The 26,847-nt window shown below is 70.9% G+C and carries 32 protein-coding genes; 11 read left to right on the top strand and 21 right to left on the bottom strand.

Annotated elements, in window-relative coordinates:
- Positions 1 to 10: 10 nt before the first annotated feature.
- Positions 11 to 1,081 (bottom strand): substrate-binding domain-containing protein, encoded by a 1,071-nt coding sequence (locus tag NP095_RS03990; RefSeq protein WP_232417264.1) that lies wholly within the window; start codon positions 1,079 to 1,081, stop codon positions 11 to 13.
- A gap of 165 nt (positions 1,082 to 1,246) precedes the next feature.
- Between NP095_RS03990 and NP095_RS03985 the strand changes: the two genes are divergently transcribed.
- Positions 1,247 to 2,395, top strand: coding sequence for an ROK family transcriptional regulator (locus NP095_RS03985; protein ID WP_232417265.1), 1,149 nt, complete (start codon positions 1,247 to 1,249; stop codon positions 2,393 to 2,395).
- Here the strand turns inward: NP095_RS03985 and dapC are convergent, their stop codons facing one another.
- Positions 2,396 to 3,496, bottom strand: coding sequence for a succinyldiaminopimelate transaminase (gene dapC, locus NP095_RS03980; RefSeq protein WP_232417266.1), 1,101 nt, complete (start codon positions 3,494 to 3,496; stop codon positions 2,396 to 2,398).
- A gap of 6 nt (positions 3,497 to 3,502) precedes the next feature.
- Entirely contained in the window at positions 3,503 to 3,826 is a 324-nt protein-coding gene (gene fdxA, locus NP095_RS03975; protein WP_187411781.1) for a ferredoxin, read from the bottom strand.
- Positions 3,827 to 3,912: 86 nt separating this feature from the next.
- Between fdxA and NP095_RS03970 the strand changes: the two genes are divergently transcribed.
- A complete protein-coding gene (locus tag NP095_RS03970) occupies positions 3,913 to 4,818 on the top strand; it encodes a GNAT family N-acetyltransferase (protein WP_232417267.1) in 906 nt (301 codons plus the stop codon).
- A gap of 11 nt (positions 4,819 to 4,829) precedes the next feature.
- On the opposite strand, the gene NP095_RS03965 is transcribed toward NP095_RS03970, so the two are convergent.
- From NP095_RS03965 to mshB, 3 genes are read right to left on the bottom strand one after another with little or no spacing between them, the layout of a single operon-like run.
- On the bottom strand, positions 4,830 to 6,527 hold the full coding sequence (locus NP095_RS03965; protein ID WP_232417268.1) for a VanW family protein: 1,698 nt from the start codon (positions 6,525 to 6,527) through the stop codon (positions 4,830 to 4,832).
- On the bottom strand, positions 6,524 to 7,057 hold the full coding sequence (locus tag NP095_RS03960; RefSeq protein ID WP_232417269.1) for a flavin reductase family protein: 534 nt from the start codon (positions 7,055 to 7,057) through the stop codon (positions 6,524 to 6,526). Before NP095_RS03960 ends, NP095_RS03965 begins: the two co-directional genes overlap by 4 nt.
- A 35-nt stretch (positions 7,058 to 7,092) precedes the next feature.
- Positions 7,093 to 7,998 (bottom strand): N-acetyl-1-D-myo-inositol-2-amino-2-deoxy-alpha-D-glucopyranoside deacetylase, encoded by a 906-nt coding sequence (gene mshB / locus NP095_RS03955; RefSeq protein ID WP_232417270.1) that lies wholly within the window; start codon positions 7,996 to 7,998, stop codon positions 7,093 to 7,095.
- 36 nt (positions 7,999 to 8,034) lie between these two features.
- Here mshB and NP095_RS03950 point away from each other — a divergent pair, with 36 nt between their 5' ends.
- Positions 8,035 to 10,119 (top strand): S9 family peptidase, encoded by a 2,085-nt coding sequence (locus tag NP095_RS03950; RefSeq protein WP_232417271.1) that lies wholly within the window; start codon positions 8,035 to 8,037, stop codon positions 10,117 to 10,119.
- On the opposite strand, the gene NP095_RS03945 is transcribed toward NP095_RS03950, so the two are convergent.
- Positions 10,082 to 11,101, bottom strand: a complete 1,020-nt coding sequence (locus NP095_RS03945) for an alpha/beta hydrolase fold domain-containing protein (RefSeq protein WP_232417272.1) — start codon at positions 11,099 to 11,101, stop codon at positions 10,082 to 10,084. The genes NP095_RS03950 and NP095_RS03945 overlap by 38 nt on opposite strands.
- Positions 11,102 to 11,335: 234 nt before the next feature.
- Here NP095_RS03945 and NP095_RS03940 point away from each other — a divergent pair, with 234 nt between their 5' ends.
- A complete protein-coding gene (locus NP095_RS03940; RefSeq protein ID WP_232417273.1) occupies positions 11,336 to 11,980 on the top strand; it encodes a TetR/AcrR family transcriptional regulator in 645 nt (214 codons plus the stop codon).
- 10 nt (positions 11,981 to 11,990) lie between these two features.
- Here the strand turns inward: NP095_RS03940 and NP095_RS03935 are convergent, their stop codons facing one another.
- From NP095_RS03935 to NP095_RS03925, 3 genes are read right to left on the bottom strand one after another with little or no spacing between them, the layout of a single operon-like run.
- Positions 11,991 to 12,272 carry a hypothetical protein gene (locus NP095_RS03935; RefSeq protein WP_232417274.1) on the bottom strand — a complete coding sequence of 94 codons (282 nt, stop codon included), beginning with the start codon at positions 12,270 to 12,272 and terminating at the stop codon, positions 11,991 to 11,993.
- Positions 12,265 to 13,158, bottom strand: a complete 894-nt coding sequence (locus NP095_RS03930) for a bile acid:sodium symporter family protein (RefSeq protein ID WP_232417275.1) — start codon at positions 13,156 to 13,158, stop codon at positions 12,265 to 12,267. Before NP095_RS03930 ends, NP095_RS03935 begins: the two co-directional genes overlap by 8 nt.
- 34 nt (positions 13,159 to 13,192) lie before the next feature.
- Positions 13,193 to 13,966 (bottom strand): phosphotransferase, encoded by a 774-nt coding sequence (locus tag NP095_RS03925; protein WP_232417276.1) that lies wholly within the window; start codon positions 13,964 to 13,966, stop codon positions 13,193 to 13,195.
- A 9-nt stretch (positions 13,967 to 13,975) separates the two neighbouring features.
- Between NP095_RS03925 and NP095_RS03920 the strand changes: the two genes are divergently transcribed.
- Positions 13,976 to 15,181, top strand: coding sequence for a YibE/F family protein (locus tag NP095_RS03920; RefSeq protein WP_232417277.1), 1,206 nt, complete (start codon positions 13,976 to 13,978; stop codon positions 15,179 to 15,181).
- Here NP095_RS03920 and NP095_RS03915 read toward each other — a convergent pair.
- The 4 genes from NP095_RS03915 to NP095_RS03900 are packed head-to-tail and all read right to left on the bottom strand — an operon-like array spanning position 15,164 to position 16,808.
- The gene (locus NP095_RS03915; protein ID WP_232417278.1) at positions 15,164 to 16,036 is read right to left on the bottom strand and encodes an ATP-grasp domain-containing protein; all 873 of its coding nucleotides are present in this window, start codon (positions 16,034 to 16,036) and stop codon (positions 15,164 to 15,166) included. The two genes, NP095_RS03920 and NP095_RS03915, sit on opposite strands and share 18 nt — an antisense overlap.
- Positions 16,037 to 16,243, bottom strand: a complete 207-nt coding sequence (locus tag NP095_RS03910; RefSeq protein ID WP_256766119.1) for a DUF4287 domain-containing protein — start codon at positions 16,241 to 16,243, stop codon at positions 16,037 to 16,039. It abuts the gene before it with no gap.
- A 32-nt stretch (positions 16,244 to 16,275) separates the two neighbouring features.
- Entirely contained in the window at positions 16,276 to 16,497 is a 222-nt protein-coding gene (locus tag NP095_RS03905; protein WP_232417280.1) for a helix-hairpin-helix domain-containing protein, read from the bottom strand.
- On the bottom strand, positions 16,494 to 16,808 hold the full coding sequence (locus NP095_RS03900; RefSeq protein ID WP_232417281.1) for a YchJ family protein: 315 nt from the start codon (positions 16,806 to 16,808) through the stop codon (positions 16,494 to 16,496). Before NP095_RS03900 ends, NP095_RS03905 begins: the two co-directional genes overlap by 4 nt.
- Before the next feature lie 30 nt (positions 16,809 to 16,838).
- On the opposite strand from NP095_RS03900, the gene NP095_RS03895 reads away from it, so the two are divergent.
- Positions 16,839 to 17,174: a YnfA family protein gene (locus tag NP095_RS03895; protein ID WP_232417282.1), complete on the top strand. Its 336-nt coding sequence runs from the start codon at positions 16,839 to 16,841 to the stop codon at positions 17,172 to 17,174.
- Between the two features lie 3 nt (positions 17,175 to 17,177).
- On the opposite strand, the gene NP095_RS03890 is transcribed toward NP095_RS03895, so the two are convergent.
- A complete protein-coding gene (locus NP095_RS03890) occupies positions 17,178 to 17,777 on the bottom strand; it encodes a TetR/AcrR family transcriptional regulator (RefSeq protein ID WP_232417283.1) in 600 nt (199 codons plus the stop codon).
- An 80-nt stretch (positions 17,778 to 17,857) separates the two neighbouring features.
- Here NP095_RS03890 and NP095_RS03885 point away from each other — a divergent pair, with 80 nt between their 5' ends.
- The gene (locus tag NP095_RS03885) at positions 17,858 to 19,345 is read left to right on the top strand and encodes a carotenoid oxygenase family protein (protein WP_232417284.1); all 1,488 of its coding nucleotides are present in this window, start codon (positions 17,858 to 17,860) and stop codon (positions 19,343 to 19,345) included.
- Positions 19,346 to 19,426: 81 nt separating this feature from the next.
- On the opposite strand, the gene NP095_RS03880 is transcribed toward NP095_RS03885, so the two are convergent.
- Both NP095_RS03880 and NP095_RS03875 read right to left on the bottom strand, forming a co-directional pair.
- The gene (locus NP095_RS03880) at positions 19,427 to 20,398 is read right to left on the bottom strand and encodes a TerC/Alx family metal homeostasis membrane protein (protein WP_232417285.1); all 972 of its coding nucleotides are present in this window, start codon (positions 20,396 to 20,398) and stop codon (positions 19,427 to 19,429) included.
- Positions 20,391 to 20,585 carry a hypothetical protein gene (locus tag NP095_RS03875; protein WP_232417286.1) on the bottom strand — a complete coding sequence of 65 codons (195 nt, stop codon included), beginning with the start codon at positions 20,583 to 20,585 and terminating at the stop codon, positions 20,391 to 20,393. The genes NP095_RS03880 and NP095_RS03875 overlap by 8 nt, the downstream gene beginning before the upstream one ends.
- 208 nt (positions 20,586 to 20,793) lie before the next feature.
- Between NP095_RS03875 and NP095_RS03870 the strand changes: the two genes are divergently transcribed.
- On the top strand, positions 20,794 to 21,303 hold the full coding sequence (locus NP095_RS03870) for a flavin reductase family protein (protein WP_232417287.1): 510 nt from the start codon (positions 20,794 to 20,796) through the stop codon (positions 21,301 to 21,303).
- Between the two features lie 5 nt (positions 21,304 to 21,308).
- On the opposite strand, the gene NP095_RS03865 is transcribed toward NP095_RS03870, so the two are convergent.
- Genes NP095_RS03865 through NP095_RS03855 form a run of 3 tightly spaced genes read right to left on the bottom strand, consistent with a single transcriptional unit; the run spans position 21,309 to position 23,553 of the window.
- Positions 21,309 to 22,088: an amino acid ABC transporter ATP-binding protein gene (locus NP095_RS03865; RefSeq protein WP_283251486.1), complete on the bottom strand. Its 780-nt coding sequence runs from the start codon at positions 22,086 to 22,088 to the stop codon at positions 21,309 to 21,311.
- A gap of 4 nt (positions 22,089 to 22,092) precedes the next feature.
- Complete coding sequence (locus NP095_RS03860; protein ID WP_232417288.1) at positions 22,093 to 22,746, bottom strand: amino acid ABC transporter permease; 654 nt, start codon at positions 22,744 to 22,746, stop codon at positions 22,093 to 22,095.
- Between the two features lie 3 nt (positions 22,747 to 22,749).
- On the bottom strand, positions 22,750 to 23,553 hold the full coding sequence (locus NP095_RS03855) for a transporter substrate-binding domain-containing protein (protein ID WP_232417289.1): 804 nt from the start codon (positions 23,551 to 23,553) through the stop codon (positions 22,750 to 22,752).
- A gap of 272 nt (positions 23,554 to 23,825) precedes the next feature.
- Here NP095_RS03855 and NP095_RS03850 point away from each other — a divergent pair, with 272 nt between their 5' ends.
- Positions 23,826 to 25,505 (top strand): dihydroxyacetone kinase subunit DhaK, encoded by a 1,680-nt coding sequence (locus tag NP095_RS03850; RefSeq protein WP_232417290.1) that lies wholly within the window; start codon positions 23,826 to 23,828, stop codon positions 25,503 to 25,505.
- A 6-nt stretch (positions 25,506 to 25,511) separates the two neighbouring features.
- On the opposite strand, the gene NP095_RS03845 is transcribed toward NP095_RS03850, so the two are convergent.
- Complete coding sequence (locus NP095_RS03845; RefSeq protein ID WP_232417291.1) at positions 25,512 to 25,898, bottom strand: SRPBCC family protein; 387 nt, start codon at positions 25,896 to 25,898, stop codon at positions 25,512 to 25,514.
- A 142-nt stretch (positions 25,899 to 26,040) separates the two neighbouring features.
- Between NP095_RS03845 and NP095_RS03840 the strand changes: the two genes are divergently transcribed.
- Both NP095_RS03840 and NP095_RS03835 read left to right on the top strand, forming a co-directional pair.
- On the top strand, positions 26,041 to 26,376 hold the full coding sequence (locus tag NP095_RS03840) for a hypothetical protein (protein WP_232417292.1): 336 nt from the start codon (positions 26,041 to 26,043) through the stop codon (positions 26,374 to 26,376).
- On the top strand, positions 26,363 to 26,788 hold the full coding sequence (locus tag NP095_RS03835; protein ID WP_232417293.1) for a hypothetical protein: 426 nt from the start codon (positions 26,363 to 26,365) through the stop codon (positions 26,786 to 26,788). The genes NP095_RS03840 and NP095_RS03835 overlap by 14 nt, the downstream gene beginning before the upstream one ends.
- Positions 26,789 to 26,847 lie beyond the last annotated feature (59 nt).

Raw genomic sequence — 26,847 nt, 5'->3', positions numbered from 1 at the left:
ACCAGGGGGCTCAGGAGAGGCCGGCGGCCTTGCAGGCGTCGGCGTACTCGGGCGTGCAGATGTCCTCGACGGAGTAGAACTCGTCCTTGACGATCGTGTCCTTGATGTTGTCCTTCTCGACCACGATCGGGTCCAGGATGAACGAGGCGACACCGTCGACATCCTCGAATCCGGCGATGTCGACCCCGTTGGCCAGGTCGGTGGCCAGCTCGGCGGCCTTCTCGGCCTCCCGGCGGATCGGCTTGTACACCGTCATGTACTGGTCGCCGGCGATGATCCGCTGGATCGCGGCCAGCTCGGCGTCCTGACCGGTGATCGGCGGGATCTTCGTGACACCGGCGGACTTGAAGGCGGCGAACACGCCACCGGCCTGGCCGTCGTTGGCGGCGTAGACCCCGGCCAGCTCCTGCGGCTCGATCTTGTTGAACTGCGAGCTGGTGAACTTCTGGGCGTTGTCCGGGCTCCAGTCGGGGTTGTCGTACTCCGCGACGATCTTCAGGTTGCTCTTGTCCAGGACCGAGTGGGCGCCCTTCTTGAACTGCGCCGCGTTGGGGTCGGTCGGCGAGCCGTTGAGCATGAGGATGTCGCCCTCGTCACCGGTGGCCTTCACGAGCGCCTCGGCCTGGAACTGGCCGACCCGCTCGTTGTCGAACGAGACGTAGTAGTCGGCGCCCTCGATGAAGCGGTCGTACGCGATCACCGGCACCTTCGAGCTCTGCGCCGACTTCACGATCGTGGTGGCGGCCTTGCCGTCGACCGGGTCCAGGACCAGGACGTTCGCGCCGTTCGTGATGGCGGACTGGGCCTGCTGCTGCTGCTTGGAGGCGTCCTGGTCGGCGTTGAGGTAGTCGACCTTGCACTTGTCGCACACGTCCTTGACCTTGGCCTCGAAGAGCGGCTTGTCGAAGCTCTCGTACCGGGTCGTCTTGGTCTCGGGGAGCAGCAGGGCGATCGTCTTCTCCTTGTCGCCACCGCCACCATCGTCGCCGCTGTCGTCGTCGTTGGCGCCACATGCGGCCAGTGCGCCCAGGCCGATCGTGAGGGTCGCCGCCACCCGGGCGACGCGAGAGATGGTGTTCACAGATCCTCCAAGAAATGTCGTCCCCACCTCGGCGTGGAGTACCAACAGTGAACTACGTCACACTGTTGAGGTCAACAGGTGAACACAACGCTCGCCCTCGACTGGCCTTCCCCCGGCTTGCGTTCGATACTTGACGACAAGTTCACACTGCGCGACAGTGAGCGCATGCCGACCGGCCCCCGGACCACTGCTGCGCTGCGCGCCTCGAACCAGAGTCGCGTCGTGCGCGTCGTGCGCGAGGCCGGAGGGCTGAGCCAGGCCGAGATCGCCCGCCTCACGCAGCTGGCGCCGGCGACCGTCTCGGGCATCATCCGCGAGCTCGTGGACGCGGGCTTCCTGGACTCCCAGGCCGGATCGGGCCGCCGGGGCGCGATCGTGACCGTCTCCCCCGGCGCGGGCGTCGTGGCCGGCGTCGACTTCGGCCACTCGCACCTGCAGGTCGCCCTGGCCGACCTCGCCGGGCACATCCGGGCCGCGCGCGTCGTGCCGCTGGCGCCGGACGCCTCGAGTGATCACGCGCTGGACCTCGCCCGACAGATGATCGACGACCTGCTCGGCGATGGCGGACTCACCCACGACGACCTGCGGGCGGTGGGGATGGCCATCCCCGCGCCCATCGGCCGCGACGGCATCATCGACTCCGGCTCGATCCTGCCCGGCTGGGTCGGCGTCGACGCCCGGTCAGCTGCCGAGAAGGCCTTCGAGTGCCCCGTCGTCGTGGACAACGACGCGAACCTGAGCGCCTTGGCCGAGTGGACCCGTGGCGCCGGACGGGGCCACGAGGACCTCGTCTACATCAAGATCGCGTCCGGTGTGGGCTGCGGTCTGGTCCTCGGCGGCCGGGTCCACCACGGCGGCCTGGGCACCGCCGGCGAGCTGGGCCACCTCACGATGGACGAGTCCGGTCCCCTGTGCCGGTGCGGCAGCCGCGGCTGCCTCGAGGCCTACGTCGGCGGCGCCGCGCTGATCGCGCAGTTCGCCCCGATGGGCGGCGAGGTCGACGTGCCCGGCTTCGTCGAGAGAGCGCTGCACGGCGACCAGGGCGCGCGTCGGCTGATCGAGGACGCGGGCCGGCACCTGGGCGAGGCGGTCGCCACGGTGGCGAACCTGCTGGGGCCCGAGGTCGTCGTGATCGGCGGCGAGCTGGCCGCGGCCGGCGACGTCCTGCTCGACGAGGTCCGCGCGTCGATGCGCCGCCATGCGCTGACCCCGGTCGCCCGTCAGGTGCGGGTCACGGCGTCGGAGCTGGACGAGCGGCCGTCCTGCGTGGGCAGCGTGCTGCTGGCCCTCGACGCCGTCGAGCTGCCCCGATGATCAGGCCAGGCGCTCGGCCACGGCGGCGATGCGCTCGTCCGTCGCGGTGAACGCGAAGCGCACGTGGCGCGTGCCCGTGGCGCCGTAGAAGTCACCCGGAGCGACCAGGATGCCGCGCTCGGCCAGCCACTGCACCGTCTCGCGGCACGGCTCGTCACGCGTGGCCCAGAGGTACAGCGAGCCCTGCGAGTGGTCGATGCGGAATCCCGCACCCTCGAGGGCCGTGCGCAGGGTCGCGCGGCGTCGGGCGTACCGCTCGCGCTGCTCGTCGACGTGGGCGTCGTCGCCCAAAGCGGCCTGCATGGCGGCGGCGACCGGGGTGGGCAGCATGAAGCCGAGGTGCTTGCGCACGGCGAGCAGCTCCGCGATCACCGTGCGATCGCCCACGACGAAGGCGTCGCGGTACCCGGCCATGTTGGAGCGCTTCGACAGCGAGTGCAGCGCGATGATCCCGTCCAGCGAGCCGCCGTTGACCTCGGGGTCGAGCACGGAGACCGGCTCGCCCTCCCAGACGAACTCCAGGTAGCACTCGTCGCTGACCAGCAGAGCCCCGGACTCGCGGCAGTAGTCGACCCACGCCTTCAGGTGCTCGCGGCCGACCACGCGGCCGTGCGGGTTGGCCGGGAAGTTGATGAACACCAGCTTCGGGCGCTGGGGGCCGAAGGCCACGCGCGAGTCGGTGGCGATCGCGGTGGCTCCTGCGTACGCCGCGCTGACCGCATAGGTCGGGTACGCCGTCTCGGGCAGACCGACGACGTCCCCGGAGCCGAGGCCCAGCTGGACGCACAGGTTCGCGATCAGCTCCTTGCTGCCGATCGTGGCCAGCACCTCGTCGGTGCCGATGCCCGGGATCGAGAAGCGGCGGTCGAGCCAGTCCCCGACCGAGCGCCGCAGCGACTCGGGTCCGAGGACCGTCGGGTACCCCGGGGAGTCGGCCGCGGCGATCAACGCCTGGCGAGCGACCTCGGGGGTCGGATCGACGGGGGTGCCGATCGACAGGTCGACCAGGCCGCCGGGATGCTCAGCGGCGCGGGCCTTGGCCTCGGCGATCGTGTCCCACGGGAAGTCGGGGAACCGTCCCGACACCGAGGCGTGACCCACGGCGGATCACTCCTGGTTCTGCGGCGGCAGGGCTTTGACGTACGGGTGGTCGGCGTCGATCACGCCCATCTTCGCGGCGCCACCGGGCGAGCCCAGGTCGTCGAAGAAGTGCACGTTCGCGTCGTAGTAGTCCTTCCACTCGTCCGGGGTGTCGTCCTCGTAGAAGATGGCCTCGACCGGGCAGACGGGTTCACAAGCGCCGCAGTCCACACACTCATCGGGGTGGATGTAGAGCATGCGGTTGCCCTCGTAAATGCAGTCGACAGGACACTCGTCCACACAGGCACGGTCCTTGATGTCGACACACGGCTGGGCGATCACATACGTCACGGGCTTGCTCCTTCGGGGTCGGTCCCAGTATCACGTGTGGGACCCAACCTCCGCTGGCCGGGTTCGCCCCATGAGATCGTGTCGTCGTGGATCTGGTCGGACGACGCGTCTCCGTGCGCCATCGCGACGGCGACGGCGTGCGTGACGTCGTGGGGCGCGTGGTGACGGCGGGGTCAGACGGACTGCGGATCGAGCGCCGTGACGGCGAGCTCGCCTTCGTGCCCACGGGCACCGTCCTGGCCATGCGCGTCGTGCCCGATCGCCCCAGGCGCACCCGGCGCGCCGCCACGTTCTCGCCCGACGAGCTGACCCGGATCACGTTGCGGGGCTGGCCGGCCGTGGAGTCGGTCCCCCTCGGCGACTGGGAGCTGCGGGCGTCGGCCGGGTTCACCGGACGCGCCAACTCCGTCGCCGTCCACGGCGACCCGCGCACCGACGACCCGTTCGGCGCCGTCGTCGACTTCTACGCCTCCCGCGCGCTGCGGCCGCTGGCCCAGCTCGTCGAGGGCTCGCCGTGGGACCGCCGGTTCGAGGACGCCGGATGGGTCCCCGTCACCGGCCAGCCGCCCGGCGCGATCGTCCAGGTGGCCGACCTCACCGCCGTGCCCGCGGCCGACCCCGACGTGGTCGTCGAGGCGCACGCCGACGACGCGTGGCTCCGGCACTACGGACGCGTCACGGATCCGGCCACCGCGCGCGCCGTGCTGGAAGGGCCCGCCACGGTGGGCTTCCTGTCGCTGGACGACGTCGCGATCGGCCGGGTCGTCGTCACCGGCGAGTGGGCGGGACTGGCGGCCGTCGAGGTCGACCCGGCCCACCGGCGGCGCGGCCTGGCGCGGCGGATCGTCGAGACCTCACTGGCGTGGGCGGCGGCCCACGGCGCCGACAAGGCCTACCTGCAGACCCTGCGCGGCAACGAGCCGGCGCTGGCGCTCTACCGTCCCTACGGCTTCACGACGCACCACGCCTACCGCTACCTCACGACCTCCTGAGGTGACGGGCCTCAGTCGCCCTGGGGCTTCTTTCCGCAGATCACGCGGTCGGCGGCCTGGTAGTACGCGGTGTCCTTCTCGGTCTTGACCCGCTTGCCGCCCTGGTAGAAGTCGCGGTGGATGTCGATGTCGAAGCCCGTCACCGGCGCCTGCGAGACGCACGCGGGGGTGTCGTCGTACTGCGTGCGCGGCTCGCGGAAGTTGTAGCGCTCGCTCTGGCGCGACTTCACCTCGTAGACCTTGGTGCCGTACATCTCGACGTTCATCCGTCCCGACGAGCCCGGGCCGCTCTTGTCGACCCACGCCCGGATCACGACGCCGGTCTTGTAGGGATTGCGGAAGCGCAGGTCGAGGCTGCCGTAGTAGATGGTCGCCTCGCGACCCACGGGGTAGCGGTCGATGTAGAACGCGTGGGGGTGGTGCTCGACGTCGTCGAGACCGGCGAAGAACGCGGCGTTGTACGCGGTCGTGGCGACCTGCGAGACGCCGCCACCGAGCTCCTCGCGGAACACTCCCCCGTTGATGACGAAGCCCGAGACGAAGCCGTTCGCCGCGGTGCGCTCACCGACGATCTCGTTGAAGCTGAACGTCTCGCCGGGCTGGAGGATCGTGCCGTTGATCCGGCGGGCCGCCTCGGCCTGGTTGGTGTTGCGGTAGTCGGCGTGCGGGTACTGGGTGGTGTAGCTACCGATCCGCTCCTTGATGCCGAGCGCCTCGGCGTCCTTCGTCGTGAAGTCGGGCTGGACGGCGGTCGCCTCGACCGTGATCGAGCGCTGGTCGCCGGCCTTGGTCAGCACCGGCACGAGCTGCTCGGCCATCGTCTGGGGATCCAGGCCGATGCCGGCCTTGCTGGGCACGACGACCGGCTTGCCGCCCTCGAAGCGGAACGACGCGTCGACGGCCCGGCGGCCGATGCCGGTCACGGAGCTGGTCAGCGGACCGGCCAGGTCCTTCGCATCGATCGTGGGCACCATCCGTCCGTCGCGGACCACGACGGACAGGGCGGGCGCGTACGCGGTGACCGGCAGGTCGGCCCGGCTCGAGCCGACCTTCAGCGTCACGGGACCGGAGACGGCCGGCTGCGCGATCTCGCGCATGGCCTTCTGGAGACCGGCCCGGTCGACCGCCGGCGCCACGGACGCGACCGGCACGCGCAGCGGCTCGTCGGTCGTCAGCCACGACTCGCGGATCGTCTGGGCGAGCTCTTCCTGGGGAACCTGGTTGCCGGGCTTCGGCTGCCGTGCCTTCGGCTTGGCGTCGGGGAACGTGATCTGCGCCTGCACGACGGGCTGATCGACGGTCTCGGCGATGGAGGCGACGGCGGCCGCGAGCTTGGTCTCGTCGACCGTGAGCCGCGGATCGTGGTCGGACCCGCCCACGAACAGCGCGACCATGTCCCGCGGGTCCCACGAGCGACCCCCGGCCGCCCGGATGCTGGCCGGCACGTCGACCGCCAGTCCCGCCTGCTCGGGGTCGAGCTCGAACTTCTGCTCCTCGAACGTCGCGACGATCGGCTCCTCGACCCGCTCGGCCAGCCCGCGGGTCAGTTCGGCCTCGGCGTCATCGGGGCTCTTGCCGCCGACGTCGACACCGGCGATGGTCGTGTCGGCCGGCAGGCGCTGGCCGGTGAGGACGTATCCGCCCACATACGCGGCAGCCAGGACGGCCACGACTCCCCCGGTCACGGCCAGCGCACGACGCCGGCTCACCGGCCGCTCCGGTACACGGTCTTCTCGGACTCGGGCTGGCGCACGATCGAACCGTAGTGCGAGCGGTAGTACAGCAGGGGGTCGTCGGCGTCGTCTTGGTAGTCGGCCCACAGCACGCGGCCCACCAGGATCAGGTGGTCGCCGCCGTCGTGCTCGGCCTCGGTCTCGCACTCGAGCCACGCCAGGGCGTCGTCGAGCAGCGCCAGGCCGCCGGGACTGCGGTGGTGCGGAATCTGGTCGAACTGGGTGGCCAGCGGCCGCCCGCGGTGGGCGAACCACGCCGACGCCTCACGGCCGTGCTCGGAGAGCATCGAGACGCCCCAGCGCTGGGACTGGCGCACGGCGTCGTGAAAACGGCTGCCCCTGTTGGTGCACACCAGGACGAGTGGCGGAATGAGGGACACGGACGTGAAAGCGCTCGCGGTCATGGCGTGGTCGACACCGTCATGGGCGGTCGACACCACCGTCACCCCGCTGGCGAATCGCGACAACGCACCACGGAAGGCGGCTTGATCGACGGACTTCTCCACCCGTCAAGCCTACGGGTCCTCGCCCACTGCGTGGATCAGCCCAAGCCGGCGAACAGATCCTCCTCGAGCCCGGACGCGCCGACCGGCCCCGGGACGCCCTTGGCCAGGCGGTAGTACTCGGTGCCCCAGGTGATCGCCGCGAGGTCCATCCCCATCGCGAAGAACTGGCCGTCGGGAGTGATCTGCGTGGCGTGCGCGCGCATCGCGGCGAGCTTGGCCTGCACGTGCTCGGGTGACGAGGAGATCGCGGCGCTCAGGTCCTCGTCCTCGGCGAACATCGGGGGCAGGTTCTCCAGATCGAACTGGAACGGCATCTCCTGGCCCGCCTGCTCCAACTGCGCGGCGGCCGTGCGCAGTCGCGACGCCGACTCGGCGGTCCAGTAGATCTTGGGGATGTCCCACGCCTCACCGAGGTCACGCCGGAACGAGGGCACCGCGGCCAGGGCGGCCGCGTAGTGCGCGACGCGGTGCGCCTGGATGTGGTCGGGATGACCGTAGGCGCCGAACTCGTCGTACGTCACCAGGACCTGCGGCCGCACCTCGCGGATCACGGCCACCAGGTGATCGGCCGCCTCCAGCAGGTCGGCACGCCAGAAGGCGCGGGGGTCGATCTCGTCCATCGCGGCGGCGTTGCCGTTCTCGTCCCAGACCATTCCGGAGTCGCGATAGGTCCCGTCCCCGCCGAGCCGGCGGAAGTCCGTGACACCCAGCTGCGCCATCGCGTCGCTCAGCTCGCCGAGGCGATGGGGACCGAGGTTGTCCTCGCGCTCGGCGGCCAGATGCTCCAGCTCCGGGACGAGCACCTCTCCGTGCTCACCCAGCGTGCAGGTGACGAGCGTGACGTGCGCTCCCTCGGCGGCGTACTTCGCCATGGCGAGACCCGATCCGATGGACTCGTCGTCGGGGTGGGCATGGACCAGCAGCAGGCGGCGATCGGGCATGGCTCCAATCTAGAGCGCCCCTGCCAAGATGGGCCCATGACCGACTCCTACCCCCGGCTCGCGGCGCGCACCCTGCGCTTCACCCTCGGCATCCCGCGGAACGTGACCGTCTCGCCCGACGGCGCGACCGTTCGCTTCATCCGCACGCCCGACGGCGTCACCCGCTCGGGCCAGCTGTGGGAGCTGGACGTCGCCTCCGGGACGGAGTCGCTGCTGGTGGACCCGCAGGACGTGCTCGCCGGCGCCGACGAGGACCTCTCCCCCGAGGAGCGGTCACGCCGTGAGCGCGCTCGCGAGTCGGCCGGCGGGCTGGTCTCGTACGACGTCGACGGCACGGGACGGTGGGCGTGCTTCACGCTGTCGGGCCGGCTGTTCGCGGTCCACCTCGGGGCGAACGCCGTGCGCGAGCTGCCCGCGACGGGGGCGGTCATCGATCCTCGTCTCGACCCGACGGGACGTCACGTCGCCTACGCGAACTCCGCCGGCGAGCTGCGCATCGTCGACGTCGCCGGCACCGAGGACCGCGCTCTCGTGTCGCCCGAGACCCCGACCCAGGCCTGGGGCCGCGCCGAGTTCATCGCCGCCGAGGAGATGGACCGCATGCGCGGGTTCTGGTGGGCGCCGGACGGCCGTTCGCTGCTGGTCGAGCGGTACGACGACGCCGAGGTACCCGTCTGGCACATCGCCGATCCGGCCAATCCCGACCGTCCCGCCGTCGAGCAGCGGTATCCCGCCGCGGGCACGCCGAACAGCATCGTGACGCTCTGGCACGTCCCCCTGGACGGCACCGAGCCGACCGAGGTGATGTGGGACCACGAGGCGTTCGAGTACCTCGCCCGGGTGGACTGGTCCGAGGGCTCCGACCCGGTGCTGCAGGTGCTCAGCCGCGACCAGCGGCGCAGCCTCGTCCTCGAGGTCGATCCGGCGACCGGCGCGACCCGCACCCTGCGCGAGCTCGCCGACGACGCGTGGGTCGAGCTGTCCTCCGCTCCCCGGCGTGCTCCGGGTGGTCGCCTCGTCACGGTGGAGGACGTCGACGGCCGGCGCCGCGTGTGCGTCGACGGCGAAGCCCTCAGTGGCGACGCGTGGCAGGTCCGCTCGATCGTCGACGTGTCCGACTCCGGGGTCCTCGCCACTGCCTCGGACGAGCCCACCGAGGTGCACCTCGTGCGGTTCGGTCTCGACGGCTCGGCGGAGGTGCTCACCGAGGGACGCGCCGTCCACGGCGCCGTCGCGGGCGGCGACACACTCGTGGTGGTCCGCAGCGAGCTCACGTCGACGACCACGACGGTCACCGTGCACGCTCCCGGCGGGGAGCCCCGACCGATCCGGGTCCTGTCCGAGCCCGCTCCCCTCACGCCCGACGTCGAGCTGGTGCGGCTCGGCGACCGCGAGCTGCGGGCTGCGGTGCTGTTCCCCCGCGACCACGTGCCGGGCTCGCGGCGGCTGCCGCTGCTGATGGACCCGTACGGCGGCCCGCACGCCCAGCGGGTGCTGGCCTCGGGACGGATGTTCCTCGAGGCGCAGTGGATGGCCGACCAAGGCTTCTGCGTCGTGGTCGCCGACGGCCGCGGCACGCCCGGCCGCGGCTCGGCCTGGGAGCGCGAGATCCACCACCGCTTCGCCGAGGTGACCCTGCAGGACCAGGTGGACGCGGTGGCCGCCGTCGCCGAGCGCTGGCCCGCCGACGTCGACGCCGGCCGGGTGGGTATCACGGGCTGGTCGTACGGCGGCTACCTCTCGGCGCTCGCGGTGCTGGCCCGCCCGGACGTCTTCCACGCAGCGGTCGCCGGAGCGCCCGTCACCGAGTGGCGGCTCTACGACACCTGTTACACCGAGCGCTACCTGGGACACCCGGCCACCGAGTCGCAGGTCTACGACGCCAACTCACTGCTGCCGCTGGCACCGCGTCTCGAGCGGCCGCTCATGCTGATCCACGGCCTGGCGGACGACAACGTCGTGGCGGCGCACACCCTGCGGCTGTCCTCCGCCCTGTTGGCGGCGGGACGCCCGCACACCGTGCTGCCGTTGTCCGGGGTCACCCACATGACACCTCAGGAAGAGGTCGCCGAGAACCTCAAGCTCATACAGATGGAGTTCCTGCGGCAGCAACTTGCCTGACCAGTCGCAGCTCGCGACCACCCTGGCCCGCGACGGGGCGGTTGATCGGCACGACGTCGCCGTGGCGACCCGGGATCTGCACGAGCGACGCCACCGCCGTGCCGAACTCCTCGACCGCCTCGTCGGCGGCCTCGAGGCGACCGGCCTGCAGGTGGAAGGAGTGCCACATGTCGGGGTACTCGCGAGCGATCACGCGCGGGCCGTCGGCCTTCGCCGTGACCTTCTGCAAGAACGCCTCGGCGTCGGTGTGCAGCGGGTCCAGCCCGCTGTAGTGCACGACGATCGGCGGCAGCGAGTCGAAGTCGCCGTGCAGGGGCGAGGCGCCGGGGTCGCGCGGGTCGGCGCCACCGAGGTAGGTGCGGGCCCAGCGCGTGGCCAGGGCCGGGGTGAACCAGGGGTCGGAGGCCGACGGACGCGCGCGCTCGATGTCGGCGCTCATGTCGAGCCAGGGGCTGATCATGCCGATCGCGGCGGGCATCGGCAGGCCGTGGTCGCGGATCTCCAGCGCCATCGCCAGGGCCAGGCCGGCGCCGGCGTCGTCGCCGGCGAGGACCACGGTGGTCGGGTCGACGCCGTAGCTGGGCAGCGCCCGGTAGAGCGCGATGAGCGAGTCGAGCGCCGCCGGGTAGGGGCTCTCGGGGGCCAGGGGGTACTCGGGCAACAGCACGTCCATGCCCGAGTGCATCGCCAGGTGCGCCGCGAAGGCACGGTAGGCGCGCGAGCTGCCGACGACGTGACCGCCACCGTGCAGGTAGATCATGGTGGCTCGGCCGGTGGCCGGTCCGGTGCCCTCGACGGTGACGAACTGCACCGGGAGGCCGGCGATCACGTCGAAGTCGTAGATGGCGCCCTCGGGGGCACGTGAGGCTCCAGCCATCGAGTCGGCCATGGTGCGCTTGGCGCCCAGGCTCACCCGCGCGGAGTGCATCACCGGGCGCGCCATCAGCAGGCGGGTCCTTACGAGCGGCTTCGGAACGCTCATGTTCTTCTCCTTGTGCAAAGGCCCGGGGCAGCATCCGGACCTAAGTAAGTAGGTATTGACTTCTCTGAAGTGACGCCAGATTAGGGGCGTCATGACGCGGCTTGCAAACGAATTCAAAAAAATTTGTGATTCCCGTTACCCTGGCGCGCCCATTCCGTACCTTCAGTCACAGGCGTCACACCCGTTTCAGGCCTTTCCGCCCATGTTCCAAGGATGTGACCTACCGTTTCTCGCGTGAGTGTTGAACGAGGCCCCAAACGGCGCATGTCCGCCGAGCTTCGGCGTGCTCAGATCACCGACTCGGCCCGCCGCGTGTTCGCCGAGAAGGGCTACGCCGCCACCCGCACCCGCGAGATCGCGGCGGAGGCCGGCGTGAACGAGGCGATGCTCTATCGCCACTTCCCCTCCAAGGAGGAGCTCTTCGAGGCGTCCGTCCTGGAGTCGATCGACGCGGCGATGGTGCGGGCCAACGAGAACGCCCGCAGCATCAGCCGCGACCTCGCCGGCTCGACCCGCGAGATCCAGGACGGCATCCGGCGCTTCTTCGCCGAGCTGGCCGACCTGGCCGTCGAGCTCGGACCACTCATCGGCGCCACCGCGTTCGGCCCGGACTCCCCCGTCCGCAGCAAGCTCATCGAGCGCCTCGACGCCCTCTTCGACGTCGCCACGACGATCACCGTCAACGGCATCCCCGATCTCATGAAGGACGAGGTCGATGTCCGGCTCGCCCACGAGCAGATCTTCGGCTCCCTGTGGTTCGCCGCCGAGATGTCCCGGTGGACCGGCCGGCCCTTCGACCGCGAGGCCGTGCTCGACCAGGTGCTGGTGACGATCTACGACGGCGTCATCCGGCTGCCCAAGGACGAGCTCTCCCTCTGAGGTCGAGCCGTCACGGCTTCCCGGCGCCCTTGATCCGGCGGGGCGCCTCGGGCAGCGGCGGCGGTGCCGATCGACTCGCGCCGGGGGCCTCCACCAGCCAGCCGCCGGCCCGCTCGGCCCGCTCGCGCAGGTCCGGCACGGCCGCGTCGACCTCGACGAGCCAGGCCGCGTCCTCGAAGTCGTCCTCGCCCGCGAACTCGTCGCGGTGCAGCCGATGCGCGAGACCGTGTGACTCCAGGTCCGCGACGAACGCCTCGGCGTCCTCGCGGTCGTCGAAATGAACCTCAGGCATGCTGCGACGGTAACGCGCTCGTCTCCGTCCGCCGCGGCAGGATCCAGCGCGTCAGGGCCAGGCCCCACAGGGTGGCCAGCAGGAACATCACGAGCCCGTAGACCGCCGCCGGCACCGACAGCTCGACGTTGTCGAGAACCTCGACGGCCACATAGATCGCCAGCGTCGCGTTGTGCACGCCGATCTCGAACGAGCAGGCCACGGCCTGGCTCTCCTTCACCCCGGCCCACCACGGAACGAGATAGCCGATGACCAGGCTGGCCGCGCAGAAGATCGCGACCGCCAGGCCCACCGAGGCCGCGTAGTCGCCGACGTTCGAGCGCTGGTCGGCCACGATGCCGACGATGATGATCAGCAGCAGCACCGCCGACCCGATCCGCACGGGCTTGTCCATCCGGTGCGCGAAGTCGGGGCCCTTGGCCCGGACGAGCATGCCCAGGGCCACCGGCACCAGGACGACCGCGAACACCTCGACCACCTTGCGGTACTGCAGCGAGACCTCGTCGCCGAGGTCGTAGTAGGCCATCGCGAGGTTCGTCACGATCGGCAGGGACACGATCGCCACGATCGAGTTGATCGCCGTCAGGGTGATGTTCAGCGCGACGTCGCCACGGAACAGGTGGCTGAACAGGTTCGCCGTGCTGCCGCCGGGCGACGCGGCGAGCAGCAGCATGCCCACCGCGAGCAGCGGTGGGAGGTCGAGTGCCAGGACCAGCCCGAAGCAGACGATCGGCAGCAGGACCAGCTGGCACGCCAAGGCGATCACGACCGCCCGCGGCGACTGACGGACGCGCGCGAAGTCGCCGACGGTGAGTGAGAGACCGAGCCCGAACATGATGATGCCGAGCGCGGCGGGCAGTCCGACGGTCGAGAGGGTCGAGTCCATGGCGGACACCCTACGTGACCTACGTCACTGCGAGTTACCCTTCGAGCGCTTCGCGGATCCGGGGCAGGCGCGCCTCGAAGGCGGCGACCCGGTCGCGGGTGCGCTGCGGCTCGCCCTTGCGCTGCAGGTTGAGCATCCCGGGGTCGCCACGCTCGATCCCCGTCGCGATGCGCTCGCTGGCGGTCGTCATGCGGGCCACGACGGCGTCCAAGAGCGTCAGCGGACCCCACTCGGCGTACGTGTCGACGACCAGCTCGAGGCGCCGGACCACGTCCTCGACCGGGATCTCGCGGTAGAGCGGGATGGCCGTCCAGCACAGGAAGGCGAGATCGTCGATCGGTCGGCCGGGACCGGCGAGGTCCCAGTCGATCATCGCGACGAAGTGCCCGCTCTGGATGATCCAGTTGTAGGCGCCCGGGTCGTTGTGGCAGATGATCTGGCCGGGAGCCAGGTCGACCGGGTCGTCGCCGGTCTGGCGCCACACCCGCGGGCCGTCGGGCGCGTAGCCGTCGACGATGTCGTGGAAGTCCCGCAGCCACGCGACGGCCTCGACCAGGACCTGGTCGAGCACGACCTCGTCGTCGACGGGCACCCCGCGCCCCTCGATGTACGAGACGATCTCGCGGCCGTCCTCGTCGAGACCCGAGACGTGCGGAATGCCACCGAGACCCTCGTCGGAGAGCCAGTCGAGCAGCTCATGGACGGCCGGCGTCCAGGGGCCGGTGGGGCGCCGGACGGTGCGGCCGACGCGCCAGACGCCGCCGGACCCGCCGGGGAGGTGTTCAGGGATATCTTCGCCACGTGACACGCTGGCATCGTGACACACCACCATGGCATCGAGCCTCCCGAGGGACCGCCCCGCCCGCGTCTGGCCTGGTCGCTGACCGCCGCCGTCCTGGCCGTCACCCTGGCCGCACTGGCGGCCGTCGCGCTGCTGTGGCCGGACCAGAACGACGTCCCCAAGGGTGCCGACCCCTACGGCGCGGTCGACATCGTCGATGCCACCGTCACGAAGGTCACGCCGTTCGACTGCGGCAGCACCGGCACCGGCCCCGACAACATCCCGATGGTCGAGGGCATGTGCGCCCAGGTCACCGCCGAGACCAGCGACGGGGAGTCGGCGTCCTTCACGCTCGACCCGACCCGATACGTCGGCGGCGGCATGTCCGAGGGCGACGAGATCCGGATCAGCGCCTTCACGGCCGACGGCCAGGAGCCGGCCTACGAGTTCTACGACTACCAGCGCGGCCCCCAGCTGGCGATCATCGCGCTGGCCTTTGCTGTCCTGGTCACCGTGGTGGGCCGTTGGCGGGGCCTGTTCGCGCTGATCGGCATCGGGGTCACCCTGCTGGTGCTGCTGCGATTCGTCCTGCCCGCGCTGCTGGCCGACCAGCCCCCGATCGCGGTCGCGGTGGCCGGATCGACGGTCATCATGCTGGCCGTCCTCTACCTGGCGCACGGCGTCTCGATCCGCACGACCTCGGCACTGTTCGGGACCCTGTTCGGCATCGCGTTCACGGCCCTCGTCGGCGCCGCCTCGACCGATTGGGCGCACCTGACCGGAGTCGGGTCCGAGGACGACCACCTGCTGCTGGCGACGGCGCCGCAGATGAGCCTGTCCGGCGTCGTCGCGGCGTCGATGGTGATCGCCGGGCTCGGCGTGCTCAACGACGTCACGGTCACCCAGGCCAGCGCCGTGTGGGAGATGCGCTCGCTCAAGCCGACCGCCGACCGGCCCGAGCTGTTCGTCTCGGCCATGCGCATCGGCCGGGACCACATCGCCTCGAGCGTCTACACGCTGGTCTTCGCCTACGCCGGCACGGCCATGACGACGCTGCTGCTGATCTCGGCCTACCAGCGCCCGCTGCTGGAGGTCGCCGTCACCGAGGGGATCGCCCAGGAGGTGATCCGCACGCTCGTCGGTGCGATCGGCCTCGTGCTGGCCGTGCCCATCACCACCGCGATCGCGGTGTGGCTGGCGCCGGCCCGTACCGGGACGCGTGCCTCAGCGGTCGAGGCGTGACCTGACCGCTGCGGCGAGGCGCTCGGCCGCACCCGGGACGAGGTCGAGGTAGAGGCACGGCTCGACCGCCTCGATCTCCATGACCACCGGGCCGGACGGACCGGGCACCAGGTCGACCCGCGCGTAGAGCGGCTCGCCGAAGCGGGCCGCCAGCTCGGCGTGGGCCGCACGGGCGAGCTCGACGAACTCCGGCGCGGCCTCCGCTGCCGTCACGAGGTCGTCGTCATGCATGATCGCGGCCTCGGAGACCGGGTCGTCCGGGTCGAGCAGCTCGGCGGTCCCCTGCTCACGCAGCACCGGCTTCTTGTGCAGGGTGTGCGAGAGCTCGCCGCCGAGGAACACGACGGCGGTCTCGCCGGCGGCGTCGACGCCCGCGACATAGGGCTGGACCATCGCTACGCGACCCGAGGCGTTGATCTGCGCGATCAGCTCGCGCGCGCCGTCATGGTGCTCGGGATCGAAGCGCCCCGTGTCGCGGCCGCCGGCCGAGACGGTGGGCTTGACCACGACCTCACCGCGGAGGTCCGGCGCCTGCCCGCCGGGCACGACGTACCGCGTGGGCACCGTCGGGACGCCGAGCGCGCCCAGGTACGCCTTGTCGGAGTTGAAGGCGATCAGGTCGGGCGAGTTCGCCACCCGGTCGCCCAGCGACCGCGCCCAGGCGACGAACGCCTCGCGCTGGATCGTGTAGTCCCACGCCGACCGGATGACGACGAGGTCGTACACCGACCAGTCGACGGCCGGGTCGTTCCAGACCACGAACTCCGCGCCGACCAGCCGCGCGGCCTCGTGGTCGTCCTCGAAGCCGTCGGCCAGGCGGTCGCAGGTGGCGAACGCGATCCGCCGCTCGGTCACTCAGAGCCCCCGCTCCTGGCGGAAGACCGCGACCAGCGCGTTGGCGTGGCCGTGGCCGATGCCGAACTGGTTCTTGAGGAGGGCGACCTGCTCCATGTGCTTCGCCGACACGACCGACTCCAGCTGGCGCATGCAGTGCTCGATCGGCTCTCCGTGCTTCTTCTCGATGGCCGGGAAGTAGGAGGCGGGGCCCTTCACGTCACTCATGTCCAGAGCCTAGGACGAGGAGCCGACGCTCGTCAGCCGGGCCCGCCCCACACCAGACCGCGGGCGACCGCCTCCTCCTCCAGCAGGCGGATGGCCCGAGGGCCGACGCCGTGCAGTCGGGCGATCTCGGAGCGCGGCCGCTGCAGCACCAGGGCCAGCGAGGTCAGGCCGGCCTGCGTCAGCGCGCGGGTCGCGGGACGCCCGATCGCTGCGGGCAGGTCACCCGCGTCGGGTGCCGGGGTCGTCTCCGTCATCGCACGTCTCCGTCCACGTAGAGCCAGCGACCGTCCTCGCGGACGAAGCGCGATCGCTCCTGCAGGATGCCGAGCTCGCCGTCGGCGACGTAGGTGGCCCGGAACTCGACCACGCCGGTGTCATCGGCTGCGCCGCCGGCCTCGGTGTCGAGGATCTGCAGGCCCCGCCAGCGAGGGTTGTCGGACAGATCGAGGTCGTCCGGACGTGTGGTCGGGTGCCACGTCTGCAGCAGCCAGTCGCGGTCGCCTCGCTTGAAGGCCTCGAAGCGGGAGCGCATGAGCGCCTCGGCGGTTTCGGGCTCGTCCGTCACGATCCCAGCCTGCCACGGCACAATCGGGGCATGGACGTCCTGCGATCGATCGCGCTCTTCGCCGTGGCCGCCGTCGCCGAGATCGGGGGCGCCTGGCTCGTGTGGCAGGGCGTCCGCGAACACCGCGGCGTCGTGTGGATGGGACTGGGCGTGATCGCCCTGGGACTCTACGGTTTCGTCGCGACCCTGCAGCCCGATGCGAACTTCGGCCGCATCCTCGCGGCGTACGGCGGCGTGTTCGTCGCCGGATCGCTCGCTTGGGGCATGCTCGTCGACGGGTTCCGGCCCGACCGCTGGGACCTCGGCGGCGCCGCCCTGTGCCTCGTCGGCGTCGCCGTCATCATGTACGCGCCGCGGCCTGCCTGACCCTCAGTCCGAGAGCGCCCGAAGCAGGTTCCCCATGAGCTGCCACAGCACGTGGTGCTCGGGGTCCTTGACGACCTGGTCCATCCCCGCGAGCTCCAGCACCATGTAGCCGTGCAGGGCGCTCCACCACTGCGCGGCCACGGCGCCGGGGTCGTCACGCCGCAGTTGACCGGCATCCATCGCCCGCTCCACCAGGGCGACGAGCTGACGGAAGGCCGCGTAGGCCACCGCGTCGTCGGGGCCCGCGCCGCCGAGCGCCCGCACGCTGATCGACCCGAACATCACGGCGTAGAGATGGGGGTTCTCCAGGGCGTTGGCGCGGTAGGCGCCGGCCGCCGCGAGCAGGTCGGCCGCAGGGTCGTCGGTGGGCTCGACGGCGTCCACCCGCTCGATGAGTCGGCGAAAGCCCTCCGTGGCGACGGCGTCGACGAGGGCGCCCATGCTCCCGAAGTGCGTGTAGACGCCCATGGTCGACGTGCCGGCCCCCGCCGCGAGCCGGCGGGCCGAGAGCGCCGCCGGACCCTGCTCGTCGAGGATCCGCGCCGCCTCCTCGAGAAGCCGACGTCGCGCGTCCGGCTGGTCGGACTGCGCCGCGGAGCTCATGCTGGACAGCATGCCATAACGGCGTTATGGTCGGCGATAACAGTGTTATGCGGCTCGGGCGCCCATCACCAGGAGTTGTCATGACCGAGACCATCCGACCCCCCTCGACCTCCTCGAACCGCTACCTGCGCGACAACTTCGCGCCGGTCCGCGAGGAGCTCACGGCCACGGACCTGCCCGTCATCGGCCGGCTGCCCGACCACCTCGACGGGCGTTACCTGCGCATCGGGCCGAACCCCCTCGACGACCCCGGCGACCAGCACCACTGGTTCCTCGGCGAGGGCATGGTGCACGGCGTGCGCCTGCGTGACGGGCGCGCCGAGTGGTACCGCAACCGCTGGGTGCGGTCCGCCGCCGTGGCCGACGCCCTGGGCGAGCCGCATCGTGGGACGCCCGGGGAGCGGGACTTCGCGGCCAACACCAACGTGCTGGAGCACCACGGCCGGACCCTGGCGCTCATCGAGGCGGGCTCTCCGCCCTACGAGCTGACCCACGAGCTCGACACGGTCGGGCCGTGCGACTTCGACGGCACCCTGCCCAGCTCCTTCGGCCAGCCGGGCTACGCCGCGCACCCCCACCGCGACCCGCACACGGGCGAGCTGCACGCCCTCTCCTACTCGTGGACCCGCGGCAACCGCGTGACCTACTCGGTGCTCGGGAACGACGGCCGGATCAGGCGCAGCGTCGACGTCGAGGTCCACGGGAGCCCGATGATGCACGACTTCGCGCTGACCGAGAACCACGTGGTGATCCTCGACCTGCCCGTCACGTTCGACATCGCGACGGCCACCGCCGACGTGCCCCGAGTCGTGCGCCCGGCCGTGCGGGGCGTGCTCAACCGGGTGATCGGCCGCAATCCGCTGCCCGAGCCGGTGATCGCGCGGATCGCCCGCGGCGGGGGCGCCGCCTCACTTCCCTACCGCTGGAACCCCGACTACCCGGCACGGATCGGCATCATGGCGCGAGACGACGACAGCGCCTCGGTGCGGTGGTTCGAGATCCCGCCCTGCTACGTCTTCCACACGCTCAACGCCTACGACGACGGCGACAGCGTCGTGGTCGACGTCGTCCGCCACTCCCGGATGTTCGCGACGGTGCTGAACGGACCCGACGAGGGGCCGGCGGTGCTGACGCGATTCACCCTGGACCTGCGCACGGGACGGGCGCACGAGACCGGCATCGACCAGCGGTCCCAGGAGTTCCCGCGGCACGACGAGCGGTTCACGGGTCAGCGCCACCGCTACGGCTGGGCGATCGGGTTCGATGACGGCGTCCCGGGCGACACGGTGCTGCGCCACGACCTCGAGACGGGCAGCACGCAGTCGCGCCGCCTCGGCGCCGGCCTCGAGGCCAGCGAGTTCTGCTTCGTGCCGAACCCGGACGGAACGCAGGAGGGCGACGGCGTCGTCATGGGCTACGTCCACGACCGCGCGGAGGGCCGCAGCCAACTGCGGCTCCTCGACGCCGCCACGCTCGAGGACGTCGCCGCGGTGCAGCTTCCCGGGCGGGTGCCGGCGGGCTTCCACGGGAACTGGGCTCCCGAGGGAACCGACCTCGCTGACGTGTGACGTCAGCCACGCCACACCACGGACAGCACGGTGTGCGCGATCAGCTCCTCGTTCATCCGCCCACCGGAGGAGTCGGCGCCGTCACGGAGCCGACGCCGACTCCTCCTGCGCCTGGCCCTGCCGGGTCTTGCGCAGGCTGGCGACCGTCACCGTCACCAACACGACGGCGATGACACCCAGGCTGAGCATCGTCGGGATCTCGGGCACCGCGGTCGAGATGTCCTCGTGCGCCCAGTGCAGGATCAGCTTCAGCCCGATGAACGCCAGCACGATCGCCAGTCCCGCGGACAGGTAGACCAGCCGGTCGAGCAGCCCGCGCACCAGGAAGAACAACGCCCGCAGGCCCAGCAGCGCGAACGCGTTCGCCACGAACACGATGTACGGCTCCTGCGTCACGCCGAACACCGCCGGGATCGAGTCCAGCGCGAACAGCAGGTCCACGCTGCCGATCGCCAGCAGCACGATCAGCATCGGCGTGACCATCAGGCGTCCGTTCGAGCGCGTGAGGATCTTGCCGTCGACGAAGGTGTCGGTGACCGGCAACAGGCGCCGCGCCGCCTTCACCACCGCGTTGTTCTCGACATCGGGGTCCTGGCCACGGTGGCGGTGCATCTGCACCGCCGTGTAGATCAGCAGCAGCCCGAACAGCAGGAACATGAACGAGAACGCCGAGATCAGCGCCGCCCCGAGCGCGATGAAGATCGCGCGCATGACGAGCGCCAGGACGATCCCGAAGGTGAGGACCTTGTGCTGGTGGTGGTCCGGCACCGCGAAGGTCGCCATGATGACGACGAACACGAACAGGTTGTCCACCGAGAGGCTCTTCTCGACCAGGTAGCCGGCGAAGTACTCGGTGCCGCGCTCACCGCCGTACGCCCACGTGAACCACACGCCGAACGCGAGCGCCAGCGCGATGTAGAAGACCGACCAGGCGGCGGCCTCGCGGAAGCCCACGTGGTGCGGCTTCACCCACGCCAGTGTCAGGTCGACCGCCAGGAGCACCATGATCAGGCCGACGGTGACCACCCACGTCGTCAGGCCGATCTCACTCATGGCCACCCCGGCGCATGCGGTGCACGGCCCGCCGGAAGGCATGCGTGTGGTGGTGGGCGCGGTACCGCACCACGTCGCTGGTGGCCATCCAGGCCAGTGCCGCCACCCACACGATGACGCCGAACACCGCGAGGATTTCCAGCAGGAGCAGGCCCTCGTCGGGCGTCACCGCCTGTCGCGAGGGCATTTCAGGGATCGTCGAACTCATGACTCGCCTCCATCGGATCAATCACGATGAAGGTCTTCCCAGCCGTGAACGGCTCCGCGCGCCGGGCGTGAGCCGAGATGGCGACGACGCGGTGATGGGGTACTCCCCTTCCTTGCCCACACCGTACCCCGCGATCCCCGAGGCGCGCACCCCTGCGAGGCCGGCGCGATCGCCATAGGGTGACTGGGTGAATGACGACGCGTTCGAGGCCGTGATGACGTCGATCGACGCTCCCCTGGTCGTGGTGACCACCGCGGCCGAGGGCGAGCGTGCGGGCTGCCTCGTGGGGTTCCACGCCCAGTCCAGCATCGACTCCGCGCACTACTGCGTCTGGCTGTCCAAGGCCAACCACACGTACCGGATGGCACTGCGCGCGACGCACTTCGCCGTCCACTTCCTGACCGAGGACGACCTCGAGCTGGCCGAGATCTTCGGCACGCAGTGCAGCGCCGAGACCGACAAGTTCGCGAACCTGGCCGTCGACACCGACGAGACCGGCGTGCCGCTGCTGGACGCGTGCCCGAACCGGATCGTGCTGGAGCGGATCGCCGCCCTCGACGACGGCGGCGACCACGTCTGCATGACCACGCGCGTCGTCTCGGCCCACTCCGGCGGGCGGTTCACTCCCCTGCGCGTGTCCGACGCCGAGGACCTCGAGCCCGGGCATCCGGCGGAGGCCCGGGCTGTCCGTCCCTGAGCCGGTCAGTCCTCGCTGAGCTCGGCCAGGAAGGCGCGCCCGCGCTCGCTGGTCGGGTGCTCCAGGACCTGCTCGGGAGTACCCGCCTCCGCGATGCCCCGGTCCGCCATCAGCACGACGCGGTCCGCCGCCTTCCGCGCGAAGCGCATCTCGTGCGTGACGACGACCATCGTCATCCCGTCGTCGGCCAGGGTCCGCATCACCTGCAGGACCTCGCCCACGAGCTCGGGGTCGAGCGCGGACGTCGGCTCGTCGAAGAGCATGACCTCGGGGTCCATCGCGAGGGCCCGCGCGATGGCCACGCGCTGCTGCTGGCCGCCGGACAGGTTGTCGGGATAGGCCCGCGCCTTGTCCGCGAGTCCGACGCGCTCGAGCAACTCGAGCGCGCGGTCGCGGGCCTCCTGCTTCGAACGACCGAGCACGTCGGTCTGCGCCATCGTCAGATTGTCGATGACCTTCATGTGCGGGAACAGGTTGAACGACTGGAACACCATGCCGATCCGGCTGCGGACGCGGTTCAGGCTCTTCTCGTCGTAGCTGAGCTGCTGGCCGCCGACCGTGATCGTGCCCGAGTTGATCCGCTCGAGCCCGTTGATGCACCGCAGCAGCGTGCTCTTGCCGGCGCCTGAGGGACCGATCAGCACGACGACCTCCCCGGCGTGCACGGTCAGGTCGACACCGTCGAGCACGGTGGTCTGGCCGAACTTCTTGACGACGTCGCGCATCTCGACGAGGGGGCGGCCGGCTTCGGGGGCGCCCCAGGTGGACGTCTCGTGGATCGTCATGCCATCACCTCCGGTGGGCGTTGAGCCGGTGCTCGAGTCGGTTCACCAGGAAGGTGAGCACGAGCACGATGGCGAGGTAGTAGAGCGAGACGATGAGGTACATCGTCAGCGGCTCATAGGTGGATGCGGCGAGGTTGCGCGCGGACAGGAACAGCTCGGACATGCCGATGAAGGCCACCAGCGAGGAGTCCTTCACCGCGATGATGAACTGGTTGCCCAGCACCGGCAGGGTCGCCCGCAGCGCCAGGGGCGCACGGACCCGGCGCAGCGTCTTCAGCCGTGACATGCCCAGGGATCGGGACGCCTCGTCGAGCCCCTTCGGCACCGACTGGAAGCCCGCGCGGATGATCTCGGCGATGTAGGCCGAGTTGTGGATCGCCAGCGCGATCGTGCCGGCCCAGAACGCCGGGAGCAGCACGATCTCGGTGATGCCGAAGTAGAGCACGAAGATCTGCGCGATCAGGGGCGTGCCGCGGATGATGCCGATGAAGCCGGCCGCGATCCAGCGCAGGACCGCGATCCGGCTCATCATCATGGCGGCGATGATCGCGCCCAGCACCATCGCGAAGGCCAGGGCCGTCGCGGTCAGCCGCAGGGTCACCCAGGTCGCGTCGACGAAGATCGGTGCGGTGTCGACGAGATAGTCGAAGAAGTTCATGGATCAGGAGATGTCCTGGCCGAACCACTTCGTGCTGAGCTCGGCGTAGGTGCCGTTCTCCTTGATCGTCGCGAGTGCCTCGTTCAACTCGTCCACGAGGGCCGTGTTGCCCTTGTCGACGGCGAACGCGGGCTCCTCGGTGTAGAGCGGCTCGCCGCACACGCGCAGCCCTCGATCGGCCTGCTCGATCTGGTAGAGACCGACGAGGCGGTCGGTCACCGCGGCGTCGAGGCGGCCCTTGTCGACGTCCTCGAGCGCCGTGACGTCCGAGGTGAAGGTGCGGACGTCGCCGACCCAGTCCTTGTCCTTGAGGAAGTCGCCGTACGTCGTGCCGTTCGCGACACCCACGGTGACGTTCTTCAGCTGCTCGGCGTCCTTGCAGTCGCTGTCCTTGCGGACGAACAGCGCGGCGCCGGACGAGTAGTACGGATCGGTGAAGTCGACGGCCTTCTTGCGGTCCTCGGTGGGCGTCATCGAGGCGATCAGCACGTCGTAGCGCTTGCTCTTGACGCCCTGGATCAGGGTGTCGAACGCGCCGGTCTCGGTCTTCGGCTCCAGACCCATCTCGTCGGCGATCGCGAGGGCGATGTCGTGGTCGAAGCCGGCGAGCTTGTCGCCCTCGAAGTAGCTGAACGGGCGGAACTCGCCGCTCATCGCGATCACGAGCTGGCCGTCCTTCACGAGGTTGGGGCCGCCGGACCCGGAGTCGTCACCTCCGCACGCGGAGAGGGCCAGCGCTGCGGCGGCGAAAGTGGCGGCGAGGGCCGTCCGGCGACGCCGTGAGAAGGGGTTCTGGGGGAAGTTCATCGTTCGGTCTCCAGCCGTGGACCCGAAAACGGGGGTCGGGAGTCTCGCTCGGTCGATCATCAAGGTTAGGCCCGTTTCGCTACTTCCGCCTCTTGAGCACCAGCGGGAAGCGGTGATCGCGCGGCACCGGTGGGCCGTCCGTCCTGCCCGAATGGTCAGCCCTGCTGAACGGAACCGGTCAGGAATCATCGCTTTACCCGACGACTTCCAGTGCCCAGACTGAAGGGGTCCGTCGCCGCTGCGCGACAGCCACCTCGACGAAGGAACCATCCGTGAGCAGCCCGTCCACTCCCTCGCCCTCGACGCGCGCGCTGCGCGGCATCGCCATCACGGCCGGCGACCAGGTCGGCGTGAGCCGCGACCCCGTCTACGTCTGGGCCCTGGCGCCGGCACCGGGGCGCCGGGTCGCGATCGTGAGCGGTGGCGGCGCCGGGCACGAGCCCCTGCACGGAGGGTTCGTCGGTGCCGGCGGCCTCGATGCCGCGTGCCCCGGTGAGGTCTTCACCTCACCCCACAGCCGTCAGATCTTCGCGGCGAGCGACCGGGTGAAGCGCGACGGTGGCGTCCTGCAGATCGTCAAGAACTACACCGGCGACCGCATCAACTTCGCCATCGCGGCAGAGCGGCTGCGCGCTCGGGGCGTCGACGTCGCCGAGGTGGTGGTCGACGACGACCTCGGCTCCGAGGGACACGACGTCGGCCGGCGCGGCACGGGCGCCACCCTCGTCGTCGAGAAGATCCTCGGGGCAGCCGCCGACCGGGGCCTGCGCCTGGAGGAGCTCGCCGACCTGGGCACGCGGGTGGCCTCGCGCTCGCGCTCGGTCGCGGTGGCACGGCAGGGACACACCGCGCCCGACAGCCGGACGCGCGGCTTCGAGGTCGAGCCCGGATCGCTCGAGTACGGCGTCGGCATCCACGGCGAGGCCGCCCGGCAGACGATCGACGAGCTCGCCCACACCGACCTGGCGCAGCGGATGGTCGACGAGCTGCTGGAGGCCCTGGGGGACCTGCCGCACGGCGTGATCGCGGTCGTGAACGGCCTGGGCGGGGCGCCCAACCTCGAGCTGCTCGGACTGCTCGGCGACGTCGAGCTGGCACTGCAGGCTCGCGGGATCGAGCTGCACAGCGGCGTCGCCGGGACGTACATCTCCGCGCTGGACATGGACGGCTTCTCGATCACGCTGACCGAGGCCCATCCGGACTGGATCGGCGATTGGTACGCGCCGCACGTCACCGCCGGCCTGCCCTCCCCGCGGCCGTGGGACCCGGACGCGGACCGGGGCACCGGCCCGGAGGATGAGTCGGGGCCGGCCGCCGAGCCCTCGCCATGGCTGCGGGCACTGGCCGACCACTTCGACGACCATCGCGCCGATTACGACGACCTCGACCGGCGTGCGGGTGACGGTGACTTCGGCGCCAACATGCAGGTGGCGTTCGCCTCATCGGTGGCGCGCGCCGCCGGCCCGGACGCGAGCCTGGCCGACGACCTGCGCAGCATGGCCGACGCCTTCGGCAACGACGTCGGCGGATCGAGCGGCCCGCTGCTCGGCCTCGTGCTGACCGGCCTGGCCGAGGCCGTCGAGGACGCCGGGGACGACGACCTGCCCGCAGCGGTCGGCGAGGGCCTGCGGGCCGGGATGGCCAGCGTCACGCGCGCCGGCGGCGCGGAGCCCGGCGACCGCACGTTCCTCGACGCCCTGGCGCCCGCCGTGGCCGAGGACGGCACACCGCTCGACGGGGCGGCCGTCCAGCGGGCTGCCGACGGTGCCGCCGCCACGGCGGACCTGGTCGGCAAGCGCGGCCGCAGCAGCTACGTCGGCGACAAGGCCATCGGCGTACCCGATCCGGGTGCCGTGGCGCTCGTGCAGGTGCTGGCCGCGATCGTCGAGCGGATCACCGGCGACGATCTGGGCCAGACGCGCGAGCAGGCCCAGCGACTGCTGCACGACTGAGCGGAGCTACTCCAGCAGGCCGCGCAGCGTCTCGAGGTCCTGCTCGACCAGCCGGCAGTCGCGCTCGAACTCCTCGTCGGTCAGCTCGATCTGACGCACGGTGAAGAGCACCTCGGCGCCCTCGGGGTGGGCCAGCACCCGCAGCGGGTTGGTCACGGTCGTCCCGGACGGCAGGGTGACGTCGTGGTCGAGGACGCCGAGGTCGTTGGGCGGCACGAACCGCACCGTGACCTCCCCCATCGGCGACTGCGCGACCAGCGCGTCGCCGCGGACCTCGACCTGCGCCTGCGCGAGCCCCGCCGCCCAGAGCGGCAGGTGGGCGGGGTCCGCGGCGAACGCGTACACGCTCTGCGGCGACGCGGCGATGACTCGGCTCAGGTGACGCGACCTCATGGCGCGAGCATGCCACGGCGCGCGGGGATCAGGCGTTGCCGCGACCGAGGATCTCCGCGCTGAGCGCCATCCGACGACGCGTCGCGGACGGGACCGAGCGGACGTACCGTGATCGTGGGGCCCACCCGAGGGGGGAACGCAGATGATCGTCCGACGCTGGCGTGGGGCCGTCCGCCCCGACGACGCCGAGGCCTACTTGGAGCACCAGCGCCGCACGGGGGTGCGCGAGTACCGCGCCACGCCCGGCAACCGCGGCGTGTTCGTGCTCCACCGGCCGGTCGGCACCCTGGTCGAGGTCGTGACCATCTCGCTGTGGGACTCGATGGACGCCGTGCGCCGGTTCGCCGGGGAGCGGCCCGAGATCGCCATGTTCTACCCCGGCGATGACGAGCTGCTCGTCGAGAAGGACTCCTTCGCCGAGCACCACGAGGTGGCCGACCTCGATCTCGACCCCGGGCTCCTCGATGGTCACGCGTAGCGTCGCCGAGAAGATGGGCCTGCGGCCGGGCTGGACCGCCCACTTCATCGGCGCACCGCCGGGCGTCCCCGAGACGATGGGGCTGCCGCACCTGGAGTTCGTCGATCACCTCGACGGCCCGGTCGACTATCTGCACCTGTTCGTCACGTCGCAGGAGCAGATGCGCGCCGAGTTCCCCTCACTGGTCCCGCACCTCGCCCCGCAGGGCAAGCTCTGGCTGTCGTGGCCGAAGGGAGGCGGGCTGGGCTCGGACCTGAGCCTGCCGAGAGTCATCGCGATCGGCTACGACGCCGGGCTGGTCGAGAGCACCTGCCTGTCGATCGACTCCACGTGGAGCGCCCTGCGCTTCACCCGCCCGAAGCCGGGCCAGGAGTACCGCAACAGCTACGGCACCGTGCCGGGTCGGGCGTGACCGCTCAGCGGTTCCAGAGCTCGCGCGCCGCGATCACACGCGCACCGGGCCGTGGGCGA

The organism is Aeromicrobium duanguangcaii, assembly GCF_024508295.1.
Classification (GTDB): domain Bacteria; phylum Actinomycetota; class Actinomycetes; order Propionibacteriales; family Nocardioidaceae; genus Aeromicrobium; species Aeromicrobium duanguangcaii.
The sequence above is the reverse complement of the archived record's forward strand: the minus strand, read 5'-3'. Positions and strand labels throughout refer to the sequence as shown.